This window comes from Flavobacterium tyrosinilyticum, assembly GCF_023656565.1.
In the GTDB taxonomy this organism is placed as follows: domain Bacteria; phylum Bacteroidota; class Bacteroidia; order Flavobacteriales; family Flavobacteriaceae; genus Flavobacterium; species Flavobacterium tyrosinilyticum.
Window position 1 is genome coordinate 576,987 of sequence record NZ_JAMOKG010000002.1, and the last position, 15,611, is coordinate 592,597.

The 15,611-nt window shown below is 29.7% G+C and carries 15 protein-coding genes; all 15 read left to right on the forward strand.

Annotated elements, in window-relative coordinates; genetic code table 11:
* The first annotated feature begins 10 nt into the window (after positions 1-10).
* The 15 genes from NCC77_RS10235 (at position 11) to NCC77_RS10305 (ending at position 15,607) form a co-directional block, all read left to right on the forward strand.
* Entirely contained in the window at positions 11-1,084 is a 1,074-nt protein-coding gene (locus tag NCC77_RS10235) for a LysM peptidoglycan-binding domain-containing protein (protein ID WP_250835480.1), read from the forward strand.
* 52 nt (positions 1,085-1,136) lie between these two features.
* The gene (locus tag NCC77_RS10240) at positions 1,137-1,631 is read left to right on the forward strand and encodes a DUF4280 domain-containing protein (protein WP_250835481.1); all 495 of its coding nucleotides are present in this window, start codon (positions 1,137-1,139) and stop codon (positions 1,629-1,631) included.
* Positions 1,632-1,642: 11 nt separating this feature from the next.
* Complete coding sequence (locus NCC77_RS10245) at positions 1,643-4,318, forward strand: glycoside hydrolase family protein (RefSeq protein ID WP_250835482.1); 2,676 nt, start codon at positions 1,643-1,645, stop codon at positions 4,316-4,318.
* A complete protein-coding gene (locus tag NCC77_RS10250; RefSeq protein ID WP_250835483.1) occupies positions 4,293-5,258 on the forward strand; it encodes a hypothetical protein in 966 nt (321 codons plus the stop codon). The genes NCC77_RS10245 and NCC77_RS10250 overlap by 26 nt, the downstream gene beginning before the upstream one ends.
* A gap of 89 nt (positions 5,259-5,347) precedes the next feature.
* Positions 5,348-5,998, forward strand: a complete 651-nt coding sequence (locus NCC77_RS10255) for a hypothetical protein (RefSeq protein WP_250835484.1) — start codon at positions 5,348-5,350, stop codon at positions 5,996-5,998.
* Between the two features lie 142 nt (positions 5,999-6,140).
* Positions 6,141-7,391 (forward strand): hypothetical protein, encoded by a 1,251-nt coding sequence (locus NCC77_RS10260; protein ID WP_250835485.1) that lies wholly within the window; start codon positions 6,141-6,143, stop codon positions 7,389-7,391.
* Positions 7,392-7,675: 284 nt separating this feature from the next.
* Positions 7,676-8,560, forward strand: a complete 885-nt coding sequence (locus NCC77_RS10265) for a hypothetical protein (RefSeq protein ID WP_250835486.1) — start codon at positions 7,676-7,678, stop codon at positions 8,558-8,560.
* A gap of 141 nt (positions 8,561-8,701) precedes the next feature.
* Complete coding sequence (locus NCC77_RS10270; protein ID WP_250835487.1) at positions 8,702-9,370, forward strand: hypothetical protein; 669 nt, start codon at positions 8,702-8,704, stop codon at positions 9,368-9,370.
* 184 nt (positions 9,371-9,554) lie between these two features.
* The gene (locus NCC77_RS10275) at positions 9,555-10,397 is read left to right on the forward strand and encodes a hypothetical protein (RefSeq protein WP_250835488.1); all 843 of its coding nucleotides are present in this window, start codon (positions 9,555-9,557) and stop codon (positions 10,395-10,397) included.
* Positions 10,398-10,611: 214 nt separating this feature from the next.
* Positions 10,612-11,781, forward strand: a complete 1,170-nt coding sequence (locus NCC77_RS10280) for a hypothetical protein (protein WP_250835489.1) — start codon at positions 10,612-10,614, stop codon at positions 11,779-11,781.
* Between the two features lie 23 nt (positions 11,782-11,804).
* Positions 11,805-12,317 carry a type VI secretion system TssO gene (gene tssO / locus NCC77_RS10285; protein ID WP_095930975.1) on the forward strand — a complete coding sequence of 171 codons (513 nt, stop codon included), beginning with the start codon at positions 11,805-11,807 and terminating at the stop codon, positions 12,315-12,317.
* A 51-nt stretch (positions 12,318-12,368) separates the two neighbouring features.
* On the forward strand, positions 12,369-12,818 hold the full coding sequence (locus NCC77_RS10290) for a hypothetical protein (RefSeq protein WP_095930974.1): 450 nt from the start codon (positions 12,369-12,371) through the stop codon (positions 12,816-12,818).
* Between the two features lie 21 nt (positions 12,819-12,839).
* Positions 12,840-14,210, forward strand: a complete 1,371-nt coding sequence (locus NCC77_RS10295; protein ID WP_250835490.1) for a DUF5458 family protein — start codon at positions 12,840-12,842, stop codon at positions 14,208-14,210.
* Positions 14,211-14,307: 97 nt separating this feature from the next.
* Positions 14,308-14,835, forward strand: coding sequence for a hypothetical protein (locus NCC77_RS10300; RefSeq protein ID WP_250835491.1), 528 nt, complete (start codon positions 14,308-14,310; stop codon positions 14,833-14,835).
* A 58-nt stretch (positions 14,836-14,893) separates the two neighbouring features.
* Positions 14,894-15,607, forward strand: coding sequence for a hypothetical protein (locus NCC77_RS10305; RefSeq protein ID WP_250835492.1), 714 nt, complete (start codon positions 14,894-14,896; stop codon positions 15,605-15,607).
* Positions 15,608-15,611 lie beyond the last annotated feature (4 nt).

Here is a 15,611-nt window from a genome sequence, read left to right on the forward strand (position 1 = left end):
CTGAGAAAATATGTATTACGAAGACAAACCTGAAGAATCCCCATACGGTAAGTTCCGTACTTATAAGATCAAAAAAGGAGATACACTTGCAAGCGTAGCTAGAGATCTTGGCGTTGAGGCCGATGAGCTTAGGTGGTATCATAATATGTATTGTGAGATTCAAGATTTAATAGAAGCTGATTTTAAAAGTTATTCTCAGTTTTTGATTCTGGCTCCGGAAAAATATATTGAAGAAAGAAAAGAAAAAGAAGAGAAAAAGGCACAAAAAGTAACCTTAGCGAGTAATCATATATTGCCTTTTGTTGCAGACAGAATTAATAAGGATTATAAAGTTCAGTATACAACTGTCTTTGGGGATCAAGTTGATACTATAGAAATGGAAGTTAGCGTAAAATGGCTAGCAACGGATAAAAACAGTTTTCATTTGTTTGAAATAAATAAAGGATCTATTTATGTAAACAACATTATACCAGATACAATCATGGATGAACTGGCAGCTAAAACGGCAGCTGTTTTATATCCCTTAAAAATAGTGGTAGATGAATCTGGTAAGTGGGTTGGTATTTACAATTATGATGAAATAGAAAATCGATGGAAGGAGACTAAAGAAGAAGTTCTGGATTATTTTGAAGGTGAGGTTGCAGAAAATTATATTGAACATACGGAATATGCTTTAGAAAATTCTGAAGCATTATTTGATTCTCTTGCTTCAGATTATTTTTTGAGAGCTTTTTTTAACGGCATTTACGTTGGTTATACATCAAATTATTCATTTCAAAATGAAGTCTTTTTTCCATTAGAAAAAGATGAAGAATCGAAGTTTGCGGTACAGCAAAAGATAGATTCGATTTTAGATGAATCAAATTTTGTAAAAGTAGAACAAAAAGGAGATTATGTAGATTCTGGAGGAGAAGCCAGTTTTGGATTTGATCCCTGGAAAGGAAAAATCAACACTTCGTATTTTCTTGATGAACATAGTTATTGTATCGAAAAGATAAATTTAGAATGCAATATCGAGTATGATGAACCAATAAAAGTTATCATACAAATTGAATCTTTAAAGAATGAAGAAACTCAAAATTAAAGAGTTAAAAATAGAGTAGTTAGCGAATGTAATATTCATAAATGGTAAGGCAATGAGTGAGAAACATATAGTAGTTCAGGGAGCTTCACTAAAATGTAAATTTAGCGTAGAACCAAAAACAGATATATTAAAAGTAAAATCGCAGGATAAGCATTATGCTAATGACAAAGATGCAGAGAAAAAACTCATTGCTACTGATAAAGAAATTGGGCAGACATTAGAGAAAAATACTTTCGGTAAATGTAAAATGCAACCTAACGGAAGCGGTGATTATTTACCTTGTCAGGCCACAATTACAAAGTGGAGTGCTTTTTACGAAAAAGTAACTTTAAGCAATCAGGGAAAAATTCTGCTTGAAGATAGTAAAGGAACCTGCCCGATTGGAGGGCCAGATTGTATAGAAGTAGACAAACACGGTCAAAAAGCAGAAGGGAGCAAACAAAATGCGAAAAAGGCTAAACCGCAAGTAAATAACCAGTTAAATCCACTGGTTAATACATCAAAATTTCAAGAGAGTTTAGAAGAGAGTGATTCTATTTGTAAATAAAATAAAATAGTATGTCAGATTTTAAAATAATTGGAAATCCGGATCCTGTTGTAGGTAAGGAAGAATTCTATTCAGTAAATACTTTTTTACCGAGTATCCTGCCTTTTCAAAATTCAGCTTCTAGTAATAGTTTTGAACAGCCTGTAAAATGGGAAATATATATTCTCGAAAATGGAAGATGGCGCAAGACAAAAGAAAATGATAAAACAGGAAAAAGAATTTCTTATACCTTTCTTCAAAAAAGTTTAGAAAGAAAAGGCATCCGTATTTTGGCAAGAAGAGGAGAAGATGTGGCACGTTTTAATGTAACGACACATCCCGCCGAAAAACCAAAAATAGAGAGTATAGAACTGCTTGATAAAAACGGACAGAAACCAAAAAAAGCGCTTTCATACGGGCAAACTCTAAAAGCAAGAGTTCATTGTCTTCATATGGAAAAACACAAAGTATCTGTTACATTGTGGGAAGATGACGCAGCTGGTGCTGGACATAATAAAGCAAATGAAAAAAATATAATACAAACACTTTCAGGAGTTGTTAAAAATGGTAAAGCAGACGTTGACTTTTTGCTAAAACCAAGTTTTGCTAAAATTGCAAATAAAAGTAAGGATGAGGGTAAAATTCATGAATACTATGTTACAACAGATTTTAATAAAGATAAAATTGCAAGTAACAATGTAAACGTAAATGATCTTGAAACTCCTGTAGCACCATTTAAAGGTAAAGTTCCGGTACAGCAGCAAGCACCTACTAAACCCAAAGCTTCTCTACCACAACCGACACAGCCAAAAACTAAAGCACCAGCCACGGGATCTTCATCAGCGCCAAAAGTTAAAGCAGAAATTACCAGAGTACATATCACAAACTCTGCTAAACAGCCTATAAAAGGAACTCATAAGGAAAAAGAAATTATCGTTTGGGTTGACTCACAAGGGCTTATTGGAAAAGAGATTCGTTTTAAATTATACGATGAAGATTATTTAAGTAATGATTTATTAGTTGATCAAAAATTTAAGATTACTGGTGATATATTTCCAATTACTGTGCACTTAGACAAAATATTAAGAAGTAAAGGAGGAATTTCTGGAGAAGGTGCAGAGCAGGAATTGTTTGCTGATGTTGAAGTTATACAAACTAGTATACATAGCAAAAGTGAAGTAGTTGACGTAGATGCTAAAGTTTTTAAACCAGACCCTGTTGAAGTTACGAATAAGGTTGCGAAAACTGGTGAAGGTGATAAAAATGACGGAAAAAATTGTGGCGAGAAGCATTGTATTAATAAAAATTCTCCTGCTAGTGAGCTTATAAGAGAAATAAACATTCGGTTGGCTGGATTTGGAGGAAATGTTCCTACCGATAAATTTACAGATAGAACAGAAAAAATGATCAAGCAATTTCAGCGTGATTATATGAAGGTTCCTGAAACAGGTAAAGTATGTGGAAATGTTCTTTTAGCAATAGATGATTTTTCTAAAAAATTTGATATTACAACAAGATTTTGGAATCAAATGAAATGCGATTGTAGTAAAAAAGGGCAGATTACCACAAGTAAATTGAGACGTATAAGAGAAACTAATTTGTGTAGCGGGTTTGGAGATCATACAGGAAAATCAACTTATAAAGACTCACCACATAATGAAGCAAATCACAATTATGAATATCCTGGTATTCATAGATCCTTATTATTTGGTGTTAAAGCATTGCAGTTTTATTTTAGTAAACAGACTGTTTACACAATGGATCAAGTGACATCTGGGTATAGATGTCGATTTAAAAACTATAAAACCACTAATCACCAAGGAAAAGCGATTGATATACAATTTAGCAAGAGCGGTACTGAAATTAGAGGGCCTGTAAGAGCAAATTTGCAAAAATTAAGGGATATTCGAGATGAATTTTATATAAAATATTTAGGAGCTCAAAAGAATTGGCCTGATAGCAATCTTTTTTCTACTGAGCCTATTGATCTATTATATTATCCAGATGGATCTTTAAGATATGATTACACGTTTAGTTGGTTACATGTTGATGTGAGACAATTTGATAGTCAATATCTTGAAGATAAATATTTTTGCAAAAGTTTAAATGCTCTAAACGGTAAAAGTATAGTCGAAGTGGCTAAAGAATCGGGGTATTTAAATACATGTAATTGTAAAGCAGTTTTAATATCTAACAATTCAAATAGTTCAAAATCAACTTCTGAGAAAAACAGGGTAGATCCTAAAACATTAAAAGCGAGTGATGAACTAATTAAATTTATGAAAGATTGGGAGAAGTATAAAAGAATGCCTTATAATGATTCTAAAGATTTTTGTACTATCGGATATGGGCATTTGATCGAAAAGAAAAAATGTGAACAAATTACAATTCCAGACGAATTTAAAAATGGAATTTCGGAAGAACAAGCAAAAGAGCTTTTTAGAAAAGATTTAAAAGTATTTGAAAAAGCTGTTCAAAAAGATGTTACTGTAAAATTGTATCAAAGAGAATTTGATGCTCTAGTCGATCTTTTATTTAATTGTGGCCCTTATTTTTTAAGTTTGAATAAAGCACCTAAACTTTATAAAAATTTATTAGAGGAGAAATACGAAGAGGCAGCAAAAGAGTTCCTTGATATAGAGAACAAAAAAAGGAGACAACAAAATTATGAAATATTTATAAATGGAAATTATGATTCGAAACATTAATGGTTTTATACTTTTATTTTTAGTTAGTTTTTTTATTAGTTGTAAAAAAAACGAAGACTTAAAAGAAACTTCTGTAAAGAAAAAAAATACAATAGAAAGTGTAGGTAGTAAAGAAAATTCACAATACAAAACTTGGTTTTTTTCTTCTCAAAATAATAATAGTACATATAAAGATATTCGAATTTCTATTAGTGCTGATTCTATTAAAGTTATAAACGGGAATAAGCTAATTTGTAGTGGAGAAATATTACAGAAAAAAAGCACATTTACAGAATATTTTAAAAGTGCAAAGAATGGAAATCTGAATAGAGAGCAACTAGTAAAAGATTATAATTTTAATTTCGGCAATGATATAATTGAAATATCTAATATTTACGGTGATCTAGCAGAAAAAGGATGTCTATTCCCATTCAATAACATGTTTATTGTGGATAATCATTTGTTTTTTTATGATAAAGGCTATTACTGTTTCATTCCAAATGAAGATGTATCTGAAACAATTGATAATGATATAAAAACAACGAATATACAATTGCCTTATAGTGAGAAAATTGACATTAAAAACGTATCATATAAGGAAATGGAAATAAGTAAAGTTAAAGGACTTGAGGATTTTTCTTGTGATGGTAAAATGTTGAGATTTATTGTTTTACCTGAATTTAAAGGCGTTAATTTTATTATGGTTCCTCTGGATTGTGGAGATAATCCATACAGATTTTTCTTATTGACGATAAAAGATAATAGCGTTGTTTCAAACTTATATGTTGAAGGTGAATTATACGATCCTGAAAATCCTGAAAATGTAGAATTGACAAACTTTAGTATTGATAAAAATTATATCATACAAGTGAAAACAATAGAGCAAGTAAAAGGAAAAGTTAAATCGGAGACGGTGATTAATTATAAAATTAATGAATCAGGTAAAATATTAAAAATTTGATTATAGGTATTTAAGCTCCTTGACATATTGAAAAGAAAAGCCCCAGCTAGCAGAAGTTATAGACTTTTGTTAGCTGAGGGATAAAAAAAATGGAAATTATGATTCGAAACATTAATGGTTTTATGCTTTTATTTTTAGTTAGTTTTTTTATTAGCTGTAAAAAAAACGAAGGTTTAAAAGAAACTTCTGAAAAGAAAAAAAGTACAATAGAAAGCGTAGATAGTAAAGAAACTATAGACTCAAACCTCCTTTCATATGATTCTGTAAAAATAAGTGAAAAGACAAAAGAGATTGATTCTTGGTATTTTAGCCCGACTCCAATGGAAAAACTGAAAATAGTTTTATACGATTCAATTATCTCTTCTAATGAAGAAGAAGAAGGTTATTTTAATTATGGTTTTTTAGTCATAGCTGGAGAACAAAATAAAGTTGAGACACAAAATATAGTAAGACTAGCTAAAAAGAACTCTCCATATTCTGCATTTGAAAAGATAGTCTTTAAAAATAATTTTTTTACAATAGAGCAACACGGGAACAATAGCGATTATTCTACTTATGAATATTTAACCTTTAAATATGAAAATAAAGTATTTTATCTTCATCAATATAGTATTGAGTATACAAGTAAAAATAATCCTGACGAGAATATTCCAAGTAAAAAATGGTTTAAAAAAGATTTTGGTATTGTAAAACTAGAAAATGTTAGTCCAACATTTTTAGAAGATCTACAAAGTAAGTAATCTTGAAAGAGATTATAGGCTAAAAGTTTAAATCAAATATTGATATATAACAAGGTTCCTTGACATATTGAAAAGAAAAGCCCCAGCTAGCAAGAGTTTTAGACTTTTGCTAGCTGAGGGAATTTATAAAAATAATAAAAGAATGAAAAAAATAAACTTATTACTTATATCAATACTGTTTTTAAACTTTATTAATTGTCAGAAAAAAGACAGTAATAGTAAAACAATTATAAATATTGATAAGATAGAACAGAAATCAGTTGGTTTCTCTGATAAATATGAGGCTCTCCCAAAATTAGATATTGAGGAAATTTCTATTAGTGAATACAAGAGATTAAGTGTAACAAAAAAATCTCTTATCCAAATTCCTCTAAATTATGATACAAAATATTATAGTGTAGAAACGAATGATAAAATTGTTCAGTTAAGAAGAGAAAAGAAAGTAGAATCAAATGGTAGTGCAGTTAACTGGTATGATTTTTTAGGATTTTATCCAACTTTAAATATGTATGCATTTTCTAGAAATTCGGTTAGTGAAAGTTTAGATTTCAGTCAATTTATGTTAATGAATAAATCAAACGGAGAAATATTAAATATAATTTCTTCTGGTGATGATAGAATAGAAAACCCAATACCGTCTTCAAAAAAGCAATATTTAGCATATTTTGATAATCAAGTTTATACAGCTAATAATAGCTTTTTAGGAATATTGAAGTTTGATGAGAAGAATAAATTAAAAGAATACAGAAGTCTGATATCTGAAAATTTCAATATTTATCAAATCGCATGGGGTGAAAATGATGTTCTTCTAATTAAAACATCTTCAGATAATGGGAAAAATTTCAAATACTATAAGAGTAATGTTTTGTCTCAGAATGCAAATGAGAAATCTTTAGATGATGATTATGAGCAAATTAATGTTTTTTTAGGAGATTCAACAATAGGTTTGGGCAAGGAAAAATATTTTAAGTCAATTACTAAACAGGATGGTTCTTCAGTACTAGAAAAGCAAAATAATTTATATAAAAGCCGATTTTCATCTTTTGAAAAATCCAATGTAATCAATGCAAAGTATCAGTTTGTAAAACAAATTTTGAAAAGTAAAAATGATTATAGAATAATTCTATATACTTTATTAAATGATAAAAAGAAGGATTCTATTGAATTCTATAGAAGTACAGTTGATAAAGAAATTCCAAATTATACTTGTCTTTCATATTTGGATGTAAAAAACAATAAAATTTGGCAACTAAAGTATTTTGCAACTGATACTGAAATTATCTTGTACATGAATAACGATGTAAAAAAAGATGGTAGCATAAAAAGGGATTCTCTTTATTTTCTTGATGAATCAAAAGAAGCTAAAATGGATACATATAAACTATTTTGGTAATAATCTCTAAAAGTTAATTATGATAAAGATTCTAAATCGATAAGAAATAATTATACAATAAAAGGTTGAGAGTTTTTTAAAATGAACATTAGGTTCCTTGACATATTGAAAAGAAAAGCCCCAGCTAGCAAGAGTTTTTTGCTTTTGTTAGCTGAGGGAATTTTAAAATAAAAAATTATGAAAATTTTACAAATGCTATTTTTAACGTTTTTTATTGTAAAGCTTTAGTGTATATAATTCTCAAGCAAAAGAAATTAAGTTAGAAGTTAATCAATCAATAAAAAATGAAAATAAGTAAAAATCTAGTATTAGGTCTCTTATTGATCTTAATTATAGGATGCAAAGAGAATACATCAAACCACGATTCTAAGAATTTAAAGAATACCCTTAAGATTAACAATTCTAAAATTCTATCTGACACAAAGGAAACAAAAAATATCATAAATAAGTCTTTTGTTATAAGTTGTGGATCAGGATGTGCTATGAATTATACAGCAGAAAGTATTCAGTCAGAAGCTCCTATAATAAAAGTTAAGTTCAAGGTTGAGATGTATTTAAATGAAAAAGTATCTGACACATATTATGAAGTTTATGTTTTTAAATATGATACTTCAAATAATATAATAAAAATACAACCTGAAGGCAAAAATGAAAATGTTTTAGAGAATCTTTTGCCCGATGCACAAGAATCTTTTAAAAAATTTAGTATTGATTTAATTAAGAATAAAAATTTAGAGATAAAGTCTTCTGAAACCTGTTTTAAAGAAAGTAAAATTAAATTACCTTATATATTTAGAGATACCAAGATTTTGAAATATAATCTTCTCGATTGTAATTCTATAAGTGGAATTGAAAAATATAATTGTAATTCTGAAAAACTTAGATATATCTCATTACCTAATAGAGAAGACGTGAACGTTGTTTTAGTGCCCCAAGATTGTGGAGATTTTGATTACAGATATTATTTACTCACAATAAAGAACAATAGGGTAATTGATAATCTATATGTAGAAGGAGAATGGTACGAACCCGAAGATGAAGAAAACAAAGAGACGACTACTTTTTCAATTGATAAAGATTATAATCTGATTGTTAAAACTGAAACAGGAAATTCTTCTTCATTGCAAAATTTTACTATTAAAAATGATGGGAAAATTATAAAGCGATGATAAAATCCAATCGTTTAAAAAAATGTGAAGAATAGTTTTTAAGTGAATATATATTTAAGCTTCTTGACATATTGAAAAGAAAAGCCCTAGCTAGCAAAAGCGCAATGCTTTTGTTAGCTGAGGGAATTAAATGAAAAAAAAATGAAAAATTGCATGTACAAAACTTTTTTAAAATCATTTATACTTTTTGGAATAATAGTAAATGGTTGTAAGCAGGAGAACCAATCTTACTCAAAAAAAAATGAAGTAATTATTAAACTGGATGATTCTACAAAGGTCTCTTCAATTGCTGAAAAAAAGGATAGTATTCATGTAAAAAAAGAGATTTCATTTGACATCATACACTCTTTTAAAGAAGACGCTTCTGAAAAATCTTACATATGTTTTGATACAAGGCTAACCTATAAGACAGATAATAGCTTTATGCTAACAAAAAAAGACTTTGGAATTACCGATGTTGATTTATCTGGAACAAATTATGAAGGGCCTGGTTTTTCTATATATTCTTATGAATCTAGCATGAATAAAGATATAGAAATAATTATCATTGAAGCTTTAGCAGATATTGGTACAAATTGGTATTATTTAATAATATTAAATAAAAATGATTTAGTTGATAAATTTTACATTAAAGAACCTAGATCAAATTCAGAAATAACTCAGATAAAAGATTTTTTAAGTATTTTTTTAAGTAACGGAACATTAGTATTTAAGTTTAAAAAAGATAAAATAGCTAAATATTCAACAGCTAGCCCTGATTTGAAAAGTGATTTAAAATATGTTTATGTCGAAAAAAAACTGAATTTATAAAATGTGATAATACTACTAAATGTCTTATCACATAAAACCTAAACCTAAATGAAGTTTTTTTTATAATAGATCTTAGGAAAGAAAAGAAAACATTAGAATAATAAATGTACTAATGACATAGATAATGATCATAACGACCATCTACATATACAAGGATATTCGCCAACATTAAAAGAAATTTAAAATGAAATACTTATTATACTTGGTTTTTTTTATTCAATTTCAAAATTGTAAATCCGAAACCAATATTAAGTCAAAAGATTCATCAAATAATGATGTAAAAGTCGAAAAGTTAACTCAAGAAAATTATTCAGTAGATTCGATAGATAAAAGTGCCATTGGTGAGAAGATTAAGGAATTGAATAAGATTAAGGAATTAAAAAGCATATTGAAAAATTCCTTAGAGAGACAAATAGAGAGACCCTATATGTTCGATATTTTTGTTTCAAGTAATGATACTCTATTGCAATTTTATGATTATAAATTTTTTGAAATTAATGCAACTAAAATTAAATCATATTTTATAAAAATAGATTATGAAGATGCTGATTTTAAGTGTATTTTATTGGTAAATGAAAATTTGAATGTCGAATATAATAGTATGATAGTTTATGAAGAATTAAACTCTGAAGTAAAGTATTCGAGAATCACTGAAATAAAAGCAGACAAACTTTATATTAGTTTTAAAAGTCCTAATCCATTCGAAAACTTATTTTTTCAATTAAAAGACGGTATGTTTTTAGATTATTTTGACAATCAAGTAGTTGATGAAAAATGGGGTGAAAAGGAAATTTTAGGTTTAAAAGGAATTTTTAAATATCTATTGAAAGGAAAAACAAATAATCATTTAAAAAATGGTTACTGGGTTGAGAAAAGGTATTCATTTGAATATGATAAAAGTGTAATTCAAGATGGATTTTATGTCAATGGATTAAGAGATGGTGATTGGAATTATTCTCCCGAAGGTCCCGTAGATGTAATAAAGAAGTTTGATAATGGAAGATTTGTTTCAAAATCATATCCTTGAAATTTTATACATGATAATTCAATTAAGTAAGATGCCAAGTCAATTGGACAGAATATAAGAAAGCAGGTCTTCAAAACCTGGCTCATTGCGCACAATTGTATCTATTTAACCCGTAAAATCTTGTTATAATATAATCCAACATTAATAATCAAAATCTAACCAAACAAAAGAGAAACGAAAGATTCTCATTTTCAAAATAAAAACTAATAGAATTATGATAGAAAAATTAAGTCATTTTCCCGTAAACTGGATTGATGGGATGAAGATAAATAAGAGTCATTTTTTATCTATTCAGGACAACGTTTCTGAGTTGGTAAATGATGCAATTGGTATTCATACCACACCAATAAGTTATGGGTTGTTGGATTCTGGAAACCAAAATAAAGAAACCACAAAAATTACTTTAGGAATCGACAATCACAAACTGCTTCGTGTTCGAGTAGAAGAGTGTCACGCTATAACACCCAACGGATCAAGAATCGAAATCAGTAAAAGCAATACCGACACATTAGATCTTCAGGTTCCGTATCCAGAAGATACTTATGAAATAAAAGACGGAGAACAATTGGTTTTATTAGCCTGTATATCGGTTAATTCTAAAAAGAGAATCCCTTTTGGAGAGCCAGATCCAGATGAGGTTCCGCCAAGATATCCGTATACACAGCCAGAATACAAATTGCATTTAATTAAAGCCGAAGAATTCCGTTCAGGAATTGGGTATGGAGGTTTTTACTTGGCAATTGGTAAAGTCCTTATTGGAGACACTACAGTTTTAGATGAAGATTATATTCCGCCATCAGTGACAGTGGCGTGTCATCCAAAATTAGTTGACATGCAGGCGCAGATCGCCCGTTCGTTTGGACAGATTGAAATTTATGCTGTTCAGATTTCTCAAAAAATAAACAGAGGGCAACAGGCAGGAGTTTTACCGCAGACTGTAATGCAGCTGGCAGACAATACCGGATATTATTTGGGAAGTACTCTAACACAATTTCGTTGGTTTTCACTGCATCAGCATCCAGCTTCAATGCTAGGCTCGGTAGTATCGTTTGCGAGAGTGATGAAGAATTTTATCGACTCGAAATCGGGAGCAGGAAAAGAAGAGTTGCTAAATTATTTTGCTGAGTGGTGCGATATTTCACAGGGAGATTTGGAGATCATGTTTACCACTCTTATTAATGCAGGTTACGATCACGTGCATATCGATAAAACAGCTTCGTTGGTAATGAACGCTTTGGCGAGAATAGAGAAGTTATTTGAAACATTAAACAAACTGGATTACATAGGCAAGAAGAAAGAAAACATCGAATTGTTTGTGGCAGAAACAGATAAAAAAGATATCGTTCATAATCCAAAACGTCACGGTTTCTTTATCAAAGATTAAAAAGTAAAATAGTAATATAAATTATGGAAGTATTAAATAAACAAGAACGCCAGAAAGCCTTTATCGCTTTTTTAATTGCCTTTATCCTCACTTTTTGCGTTATGCTGCTTGCCGTTTCGTTCAACTTTTATATGCCAGTAGCAGAAAATAAAATGCTGAAAGCAGAGAATGAAATGATGAAAAGAGAATACGATTATCAGACTAACTTTTCGGTTAAAATCGATAGTATTAGAATGACAATCGATTCTATTAATTCACCAAAAGTAGATAACGATTTTCAGCAGCGTCTGGCAAATGTTATGATTGCGAATATTTATCAGAAAGTACCAAAAGATACGACTGAGAATAAAAAATTATACAACAATGTTATTCTGGCCTACAAGAATATTATTGATTACAAAAAGCAGATCAGAAGTCTTACGCACAATTCTCACTTAATAGACAGTTTGAACCAATCGGCCAAAACATACAAAGAAGAATTAGAAAAAGTAAGCAGAGATTTAGATGTATGTCGTCAGATTTATCAAAATCAATAAACAGAAATAAGAGTAAAAAATAATAAACCAATCATTTAAAAAATTTAAATTATGTTGTCAAATTATGGAATTGGAGGTAACGAAGTAAAAATAGATGCAGATGAAGCAATCACTGCAATCCCTCAAAACAGAACACTTGTTGCTCAGAAGTTAACAGTTGATGCTCCAGTAAAACCTGAATTGGTAGAAGGAATTACAAGTATCGAAAAAGCATTTGAACACTTTAAACCAGAAGTAAAAGTAAATTTTGAAACTGTTGACGGAGCTACTAAAGTAGAAGCTTTAAACTTTAAAAATTTAGGAGATTTTGGAATAAAAGGAATTACTACACAAAGTAGTTTTTTATCTGATCTTGAGACAGAAAAGGATCAATATCAAAAAATTATCCGTCAGTTAAAATCAAATAAGATTTTAAAAGCGGCTTTAGAAGACGGAGAAGCAAAACAAGCTTTATTAGAAAGTCTTGGAGCATTGATCAATGAGTTAAAAGAGAACAAATAAGAATCTTAAAATATTTTAGATATGTCAAATAAAGAAGCATATAAAGGAGATCTTGATACAGCGGTATTAGAACCTAAAGCAGTAAAAGGAATTTCGATTGAAAAAAATGTTGAAAAACTAGCTAAATACGGTGGTTTTGATTTACTGGAAATGTCGATTGAAGGAGTTCAAAATCTTAATCCAGAGAGAAAAGCAAGAAGAAAAATCTTTTTAGGCGAAGTAAACAAAGCCAAAGAAAGAGAAACGCTTTTAAAGACATTAGAACTTTGGACTTCGGTTTTAAGCAATAATGAAGCTTTGACTGACATGGTAGCACAAAGTGAAGACAAATGCAAAGAATCTGAAGCTTTGTTACAAAAAAATCTTGCAAAATCTGTTGAAGATACAAGAGAGATTGAAGCGGCTTACAGAACTTTAGCTTTATTCTTTAAAAATACAGAAACAGATAAAGTAAAAAATGTTACGATTGTAAATGCTGAACTTGATCAGTTAAAAGATCTTGACAATACACGTTTTATTGATGCAATTCACTCAGAATTAGTGGATAATTATGATCGTTTAGACCTTAAAAATAACTACGGAATTTTGGTAATTCCTGGATATTTAGGTTCTAATAAAGTGATTGAAAAATGGGCAAAAATTGCGCATGAAAATAAAGTAATGTTGGTTACAGATTTCGAACACTTAGATGAACCGGATGATGTAATGGAAATGTTTGACGCTGCTTCTTTAACAGGAGGAGATGTTTACCGTTCTAACGTAATCATGACGTGTAACTGGCTTGTTGGACGTGGTAGATTTGATCAAATTGGAGAAAGCGAAGATTTACACGTTGCGCCTTCTGCAGCATTAGCAGGAAAAATTTACAAAACATTAATGTCTCAAGTTACTGCAGGTAAGAAATTTGGAGGAATTAATGAAGTTGACGGAGTAAAATTTGATCTTAAGAAAAGCGAAATCGCAAATCTTGAAAACTTAGGTTTGGTTCCAATGGTAAACGAGTACGGAAAAGTTATGGCATTTTCTGCTAAAACACTATTCAGCGGAGACAACTTAGGTTTACAGACTTACTCTGTAGTTCGTGTTTTTGATTATGTAACTAAAGTATTAATGGATTTCCTTAATCGTCGTGCATTCGAAAACTTTACGGCTAAAACACGTAAAGAGATTATGAACCAGATTGTGGCTTTCCTTGACGGAATCACAGGTCCAGATAAATTGATCGAGAATTTTGAAATCCGCAGATTCGAGCAAGATCCAATTCAAAAAGACAGAATTTATATGGATATACACATGAAACCTTATTTCCCTGCTAAAAACTTCCTTATTAAAATGGATGGACACAAAGGAGATGACGGAACAGAATGGGATACAGATTACGAGCAAAAATAATTGTACAGTAAATAAAAAAAGGAAGCACATAAAATTGTGCTTCCTTTTTCAACAAAACATTGATCTTTTGAATGATCAAACCAAATAATTCAAATTCATGAACGTACTTAAAATTTTACTTTTAGTCGGTTTGTTTTCCATATCAAGTTCGATTAAAGCACAAAAAGTAAAACAAATTGATACTTTAAGTTGCCCTATTACGCAAAACGATTTATTGCTTTCAGGAAAGTTATTTGCAAGTGCGACCCCAATTTTACTTCGTGTTTACAACGAAGATTATGAATACGCTGTTTTTCAGTTAGGAAAAAGGAGAGGCAGCATTTATTTATACTTTAAAATTTTTACAGATAATGTCTGTGTAAAACAAGAGCAGCCGCTGGAACTCTATTTTAAAAATGGAGAAATGTATATTCTCAAAAACACTTTCAAGGTAAATTGTGATGGAACTGCAGCTCTTGAACTTTCACGAAGAGACATCAAGAAATTAATGTCAAATAGTATCAATACAATAAAATTTTTCACACTTAAAAAAGACTATGAATTTAGTCCTACAGAAGCTGATAATCAAAATATAAGGTTTTATCTACACTGTTTAAAGCTTTATAAAGTGAGAAAGAAAAAATAGAATTCGATTGACATAATTTGACCAAACCCAAATATAATCTCTAATAAAAAATCAAGATATGCCATTTCCAGAATTGAACCTTTCATTAAGACTTACAGATAACGACGGTTCTGTTTTCTATGCAGGAAGCGGAGAAGGGAAAGTGATTGTAAAAACAGATTCTGCTTTAAAAAAGCATAGTATCAATATCACAATTTCAGAACAAGAGGTGGGATCAGTTTATTTGAATACACATTTAAAAGATGTCGAAATTCCTGCTGAAATTGAAATTCCTGTTTATCAAATGATTGTTACAGATGATAAAACAAACGAAAAAGAAATCTATAAAGTTACCCGCGATACTTTTTTCTATAAACAGCAAACAAAGAAAAAAGGATTGTGGAGCTTTTTGGGTTTAAAATTCTTAGCTCCCAATAACTTTCTTTTTGAAAATATACCCTTCGAACCTTTAAAAGAAGAAATGGAAACCTATGAAATTTCAAAATACAGAAAGCTAGATCAAGATAAACTGACTTATAGTTTTCAGAAAGGAGAACAAAATATTCAGCTTTTTGCTGGTGATATTAATACGCTAAAAGTAGAGAAGGGAATAAGCTATTTTGTAGTTGTTGATGAGAAAAAAGGACAAAGATTCATTGGCGATATACTATACAGAGAAAAATTTCTAAAACTAACACCATCAGTTAAACTGCATATCATTAAACGCAGACGAGTTTCTAAAGAAATGGAAACAGATAAAAAAGGCCAAGCTAATAAGTTGATTTATATTTAAGAAG

Bases quoted from the DNA above. Each gene is read 5' to 3' on its own strand.
- NCC77_RS10235 (WP_250835480.1), top strand. From the start codon at position 11: ATGTATTACGAAGACAAACCTGAAGAATCCCCATACGGTAAGTTCCGT.
- NCC77_RS10240 (WP_250835481.1), top strand. From the start codon at position 1,137: ATGAGTGAGAAACATATAGTAGTTCAGGGAGCTTCACTAAAATGTAAA.
- NCC77_RS10245 (WP_250835482.1), top strand. From the start codon at position 1,643: ATGTCAGATTTTAAAATAATTGGAAATCCGGATCCTGTTGTAGGTAAG.
- NCC77_RS10250 (WP_250835483.1), top strand. From the start codon at position 4,293: ATGGAAATTATGATTCGAAACATTAATGGTTTTATACTTTTATTTTTA.
- NCC77_RS10255 (WP_250835484.1), top strand. From the start codon at position 5,348: ATGGAAATTATGATTCGAAACATTAATGGTTTTATGCTTTTATTTTTA.
- NCC77_RS10260 (WP_250835485.1), top strand. From the start codon at position 6,141: ATGAAAAAAATAAACTTATTACTTATATCAATACTGTTTTTAAACTTT.
- NCC77_RS10265 (WP_250835486.1), top strand. From the start codon at position 7,676: ATGAAAATAAGTAAAAATCTAGTATTAGGTCTCTTATTGATCTTAATT.
- NCC77_RS10270 (WP_250835487.1), top strand. From the start codon at position 8,702: ATGAAAAATTGCATGTACAAAACTTTTTTAAAATCATTTATACTTTTT.
- NCC77_RS10275 (WP_250835488.1), top strand. From the start codon at position 9,555: ATGAAATACTTATTATACTTGGTTTTTTTTATTCAATTTCAAAATTGT.
- NCC77_RS10280 (WP_250835489.1), top strand. From the start codon at position 10,612: ATGATAGAAAAATTAAGTCATTTTCCCGTAAACTGGATTGATGGGATG.
- tssO (WP_095930975.1), top strand. From the start codon at position 11,805: ATGGAAGTATTAAATAAACAAGAACGCCAGAAAGCCTTTATCGCTTTT.
- NCC77_RS10290 (WP_095930974.1), top strand. From the start codon at position 12,369: ATGTTGTCAAATTATGGAATTGGAGGTAACGAAGTAAAAATAGATGCA.
- NCC77_RS10295 (WP_250835490.1), top strand. From the start codon at position 12,840: ATGTCAAATAAAGAAGCATATAAAGGAGATCTTGATACAGCGGTATTA.
- NCC77_RS10300 (WP_250835491.1), top strand. From the start codon at position 14,308: ATGAACGTACTTAAAATTTTACTTTTAGTCGGTTTGTTTTCCATATCA.
- NCC77_RS10305 (WP_250835492.1), top strand. From the start codon at position 14,894: ATGCCATTTCCAGAATTGAACCTTTCATTAAGACTTACAGATAACGAC.